The sequence below is a fragment of the Burkholderia sp. E168m23 genome, from assembly GCF_016586125.1.
Taxonomy (GTDB): domain Bacteria; phylum Pseudomonadota; class Gammaproteobacteria; order Burkholderiales; family Burkholderiaceae; genus Burkholderia; species Burkholderia orbicola.
On record NZ_BCPP01000495.1, the window covers coordinates 1 to 5,215 of the forward strand.

Annotated in this window: 6 protein-coding genes; all 6 read right to left on the reverse strand. The window is 68.2% G+C overall.

The window, feature by feature from the left end; genetic code table 11:
- Window positions 1–909 (reverse strand): ACR3 family arsenite efflux transporter (gene arsB / locus JMF90_RS22975; RefSeq protein ID WP_201325465.1); only part of this gene is annotated, 909 nt, incomplete at its 3' end.
- A 65-nt stretch (window positions 910–974) separates the two neighbouring features.
- On the reverse strand, window positions 975–1,469 hold the full coding sequence (locus tag JMF90_RS22980) for an arsenate reductase ArsC (protein ID WP_041489434.1): 495 nt from the start codon (window positions 1,467–1,469) through the stop codon (window positions 975–977).
- A gap of 20 nt (window positions 1,470–1,489) precedes the next feature.
- A complete protein-coding gene (locus JMF90_RS22985) occupies window positions 1,490–1,825 on the reverse strand; it encodes a helix-turn-helix transcriptional regulator (RefSeq protein WP_011548584.1) in 336 nt (111 codons plus the stop codon).
- Window positions 1,826–2,024: 199 nt separating this feature from the next.
- Window positions 2,025–3,608, reverse strand: coding sequence for a DHA2 family efflux MFS transporter permease subunit (locus JMF90_RS22990; protein ID WP_011548585.1), 1,584 nt, complete (start codon window positions 3,606–3,608; stop codon window positions 2,025–2,027).
- Window positions 3,605–4,729, reverse strand: a complete 1,125-nt coding sequence (locus JMF90_RS22995; RefSeq protein WP_011548586.1) for an HlyD family secretion protein — start codon at window positions 4,727–4,729, stop codon at window positions 3,605–3,607. Before JMF90_RS22995 ends, JMF90_RS22990 begins: the two co-directional genes overlap by 4 nt.
- A gap of 59 nt (window positions 4,730–4,788) precedes the next feature.
- Window positions 4,789–5,215, reverse strand: a 427-nt coding sequence (locus JMF90_RS23000) for a TolC family protein (protein WP_201325466.1), incomplete at its 5' end; no start/stop codon positions are given.

The window sequence follows — 5,215 nt, forward strand, 5'->3', positions numbered from 1 at the left end:
CGCGCCGATCAGCGCGGACGGGCACGCAACGTTGTGCTTCTCGCCCACCGCGCGATTGAGCCAGTAAGCGAGCGCCGAGTTGAAGAACACCTGGATCAGGATCGGCACCGCGAGCAGCGCAATGACCAGCGGCTCCTTGAGGATCGCTTCGCCCTGAAACGCGAACAGCAGCACGAGCGTCGCGAGCAGCGCGGCGATCGACCACGGGCCGATCTTCGTCATCGCGGCGTCGAATGCCGCCCGCCCTTTGGCCAGCAGCCGCTTGCGCAAGACCTGCGAGACGATCACGGGGATGACGATGTAGAGCCCGACCGACGTGATCAACGTCGCCCACGGCACCGTGATCGCGGACATCCCGAGCAGCAGCCCGACCAGCGGCGCGAACGCGACCACCATAATGCTGTCGTTCAACGCGACCTGCGACAGCGTGAACAGCGGATCGCCGCCCGTCAGCCGGCTCCACACGAATACCATCGCCGTGCACGGCGCGGCGGCCAGCAGGATCAGCCCGGCGATGTAGCTGTCGAGTTGGTCGGCCGGCAGCAGCGACGCGAACAGATGCCGGATGAACAGCCAGCCGAGCAGCGCCATCGAGAACGGCTTGACGAGCCAGTTCACGACGAGCGTGACGCCGATGCCTTTCACATGCCGACGCACTTCATGCAGCGCGCCGAAATCGACCTTCACGAGCATCGGAACGATCATCACCCAGATCAGCAGGCCAACCGGCAAGTTGACGTGTGCATATTCCATCCGGCCGATGTGCTGAAACAGGCCGGGCAGCGCTTGCCCGAGCGCGATACCGGCGACGATGCACAGTGCCACCCAGACGGTCAGATAGCGTTCGAAGAAATTGATGGCGGGCATGGCGGCCGCCTTGCCTGCCGGCGAGACGTCGGGTGCGTTCATTGAACGGGTATCGATCTCGGTGTCGCGAGCGGCCAGCGGCTTCTCGCCGGTCGCCATGCGCGCAGTCAGTTTCGGGAAATCTCCACGAGTGCCGCCTGGAGTTCGGCGTTGCTCATGCGATCGAGCGGCAGCGCCAGCAATTGCAGCATCCGGTAGCCGAGCGCCTCGCGCGTGAGTTCGAACGCGAGACGCTTGCCTTCATCGCCGCCCGGCGCATTCGATGGATCGGCATAGCCCCAGTGCACTTTCACCGGGCTGCCGGGCCAGTGCGGGCAGGTTTCGGCGGCCGCGCTGTCGCATACCGTGACGACGACGCGCATGTCAGGCGCGCCGGCGCCGACGAATTCGTCCCAGCTCTTGCTGCGGTAGCCGCTCGTGTCGACGCCGGCGTTCGTCAGCGCGTCCAGCGCGAACGGATCGAGCCGGCCGCTCGGCGCGCTGCCCGCGCTGTACGCGCGCATGTCCTTGCCGAGCTTCGCGGCCCAATGGTTGAGCATCCCCTCGGCCAGCACGCTGCGCGCCGAGTTGTGGGTGCAGAGGATCAGTACGTGGGTGGTCATGGGCAATGCGCGCGAACGCGTCAACAGGTTTGCGTGCCGGACGTCGAACACGCGGACACCGGCGAGCATGGATTGCCGCCGCAGCAGTTCTCGGTGAGATAGGCCAGCAGGCCGTTCATCGTCGCGAAGTTCGCGCTGTAGATGACGAAGCGGCCTTCCTGCCGGCTCGTGACGAGCGCGGCATGGGCCAGTTCCTTCAGATGAAAGGACAGCGACGATGGCGGCACGTCGAGCAAGGCGGCGATCTGCCCCGCGGGCAGGCCCGGCGGCCCTGCCTGCACGAGCGCGCGGAACACGGCGAGCCGGGATTCGTGGGCGAGCGCCGACAAGGCGGCGACGGTCTGGTTCGTTTCCATATTTCGATAATAATCGAAATATGAAATAATGGAAACCGCCGACGGTATTCGGCGATGCAGCGAAAGGATGCGGTCCGTCGCCTTCGCGAACCTGCAAAGCACGGAGCGGCAGATCGAGACGGAGATCGGCGGCGATCTTCGCGTGACGGCAACGGCGACGGACACGGCAATCCGGATCGAGGTCAGCCACAGCCGGCCCTCACGCCTTTTTCTTCCCCTTGAGAATGAACGCCGCCGCCGTACACCCGATCATCGCGATTCCCGCGATCAGGAACGTATCGCTGTACGCCATCAGCAGCGCCTCGCGCATCACGCGCTGGTTGACGAGCCCCAGCGCAAGTTCATGCACGCCGGAGAACGATCCGCCCGGCAGCACGTCCGCGCGCGGCGCATGCACGCGCGCGAGCAGCCGCGCGAGCATCGCCATGCGCTCCTGGAACGCCTCGGAGAACGGCGTGACCGCCTCGCCGATGCGCATCGCATGCAGCTTCTGCCGCTCGACGACGATCTGGCTCATCACCGCGATGCCGATCGCGCCGCCGACGTTGCGGACCATGTTGAACACGCCCGACGCCGACCCGAGCTGCGCCTTCTCGATTCCGTCGACGGCCATCACGGCCAGCGCGATCACGACGAACGACTGCCCGATCCCGCGCACGATCAGCGACGGGACGATCACGTTCGACGCAGCGTCGGCGTCGAGGTGAATGTTCATCAGGCACCCGGCCGCGACCAGCACGAAGCCGAGCACGATCGTCGTCCGCGGGCTGGTGCGGCGCATCAGCGGCGGCGTGAGGAACGACATCGCGAACTGCACGAGCCCGTACGGAATCATCGCGAGGCCGATGTCGCGCGCGCTGTAGCCGTGCAGCTCGGCGAAGTAGTTCGGCACGAGGAACACCACGCCGAACACCACCGCGCCGAACAGGAACTGCATCAGGCTCGCGATCCCGAAGTTGTACTGGCCGAGCAGCCGCAGGTTGATGAACGGCTCCTTGCGCCGCAGCTCGATCGCGACGAACGCCGCCAGCCCGAGCGCCGCGACGATCGACAGCTCGACGATCAGGTCCGACGCGAACCAGTCCTTGCGCCCGCCTTCCTCCAGCACGATCTGCAACGCGCTCAAGCCGACCGCCATCGTCGCGATGCCGAACCAGTCGGCCCGCCTGAGCATCCCGAGCTGCACCGGCACGGGCCGGATCGCCCAGCCGATCGCCGCGACCAGCGCGATCGCCGGCGGAATCTGCAGATAGAAGATCCAGCGCCACGAATACATGTCGGTGAGCCAGCCGCCGACCGACGGCCCGGCCGCCTGCGCGACGTTGTTCGCGATCGCGAACAGCGCCATCCCGAGCGGATGTTTCGACGGCGGCAATTCGGTGACGATCAGCTGGAACGACAGTGGAATCAGCACGCCGCCGAACGCACCCTGCAGCGCCCGCGCAATGATCATCGTCGAGATGCTCGGCGCGACCGAGCACGCGAGCGAGAACGCGAGAAAGCCGGTCGCGCCGACCAGCAGCACGCGTCGCGCGGAAAACACCTGCACGAGCCAGCCGGTCAGCGGAATCACGACGATCTCGGCGACCAGGTACGCGGTGGTGATCCACGACCCTTCCTCGAAGCTCGCGCCGAGCGAGCCGCGGATGTCGGGCAGCGACGCATTGGTCACGTGCACGTTCATGCCGGCCATGAAGCAGCCGAACACGCCGCCGAGCACGGCGACCCACGCGCGCAGCGAAACGGTATCTTCGTGCGCAGCCTGCGCGGTCGCCGCGGTCACGAGCCGGCCCCCTGCGTGCCGCGCGTGTCGACGCGCGCGATCACGGACATCCCGGGCCGCAGCACGACGCCGGCCGGCGGCGTATCGACGCGGATCTTCACCGGGATGCGCTGCACGATCTTCGTGAAGTTGCCGGTCGCGTTGTCCGGCGGCAGCAGCGCGAACTGCGCGCCCGAGCCCGGCGCGAGGCCGATCACGCGGCCGTGCAGCGTATGGCCCGAATAGGTGTCGACGTCGATCTGGACGGGCTGGCCGTCGTGCATCGCGCCCAACTGCGTTTCCTTGAAGTTCGCCACCACGTACACGTCGCTCAGCGGCACCACCGCGAGCAGCGGCATCCCGACTTCGACGTACTGGCCGGCTCTCACCGCGCGCTGGCCGACGCTGCCGTCGCGCGTCGCCCGGATCACCGTGTGGTCGAGATCGAGTTGCGCGAGCGCCAGCTTCGCCTGGGCCGCCGCAAGCCGGGCGCGTGCCTGCGCGATCGCCGCGGTGCTCTGTTCGCGGCGGCGCTGCAGCACGGTCTGCTGGTCGGTCTGCACCCGCACGGCCGCGCCGGCGCGGGTCAGCTCGGCGCGCGCCTTCAATGCGTCCGCATGGGCCTGCTCCCAGCGCTGCCCGCTCGCGGCGGATTCGGCCAGCAGTTGCTTGTAGCGCGTCGCATCGGCGTCGCGCCGCGCGGCTTCGGCGCGCGCGGCGGCCGCATCGGCGTCGGCCTGCGCGATCTGGCTGCGCTGCTGGCCGATCTGCGCGTCGAGCATCGCGGCCGCCGCCTGCTCGGCCTGCAGCGTCGCGTCGGCCGCCGCGACGGCGGCCTGCGCATCGTCGACCTTCGCGCGATAGTCGCGGTCGTCGAGCCGCACGAGCACGTCGCCGCGCTTCACCGGCTGGTTGTCGTCGACCGCCACCTGCGTGACGTAACCCGACACGCGGGAGCTGACGGTCACGACGTCGGCGCGGACATACGCGTCGTCGGTGCTTTCGATGAAACGGCCGACGGTCCACCAGTGCCAGCCGAACACGGCGAGCGCGATGACGGCGAGCACGACGCCCGCGGCGATCAGTTGGCGCCGGGAGAACCGGGCGGTTTTGGCTTTTTCGGGTACGGCAGTCGTGCTCATGATCGGAATGATGAGTTGGCGTGCAAGAGAACGGACAGGGACGCGGCGAACGTGGCCGGCTACGGTTGCCAGCCGCCTCCGAGCGCCTTGAACACGGCGACCTGGTCGAGCGAGACCTGCTGCGTCGACTCGGCCAGCGCCGAATCGACCGCGACGAGGCTGCGCTGCGCGTCGAGCACGCCGAGGAAATCGAGGGCGCCGGCTTCGTAGTTCAGCTCGGCGAGGCGATAGGCGCGCGCATGCTCGGCACGCGCGGTTTCGAGCGCGGCGCGGCGGCGCCACGCGGCGCCGTAGCGGGCCAGCGCCTGCTCGGTTTCCTTCAGCGCGCGCAGCACCTGCGCATCGAATTGCGCACGGGCGAGCGTGTCGTCGGCGCGGGCCTGCGCGAGCCGCGCGCGGCTCACCGCCATGTTCGGAAAGCGCCACGTGATCAGCGGGCCGACGCCCCAAGCGATCGCGTACTTGTCGCCGAGCGTCGACGGATCG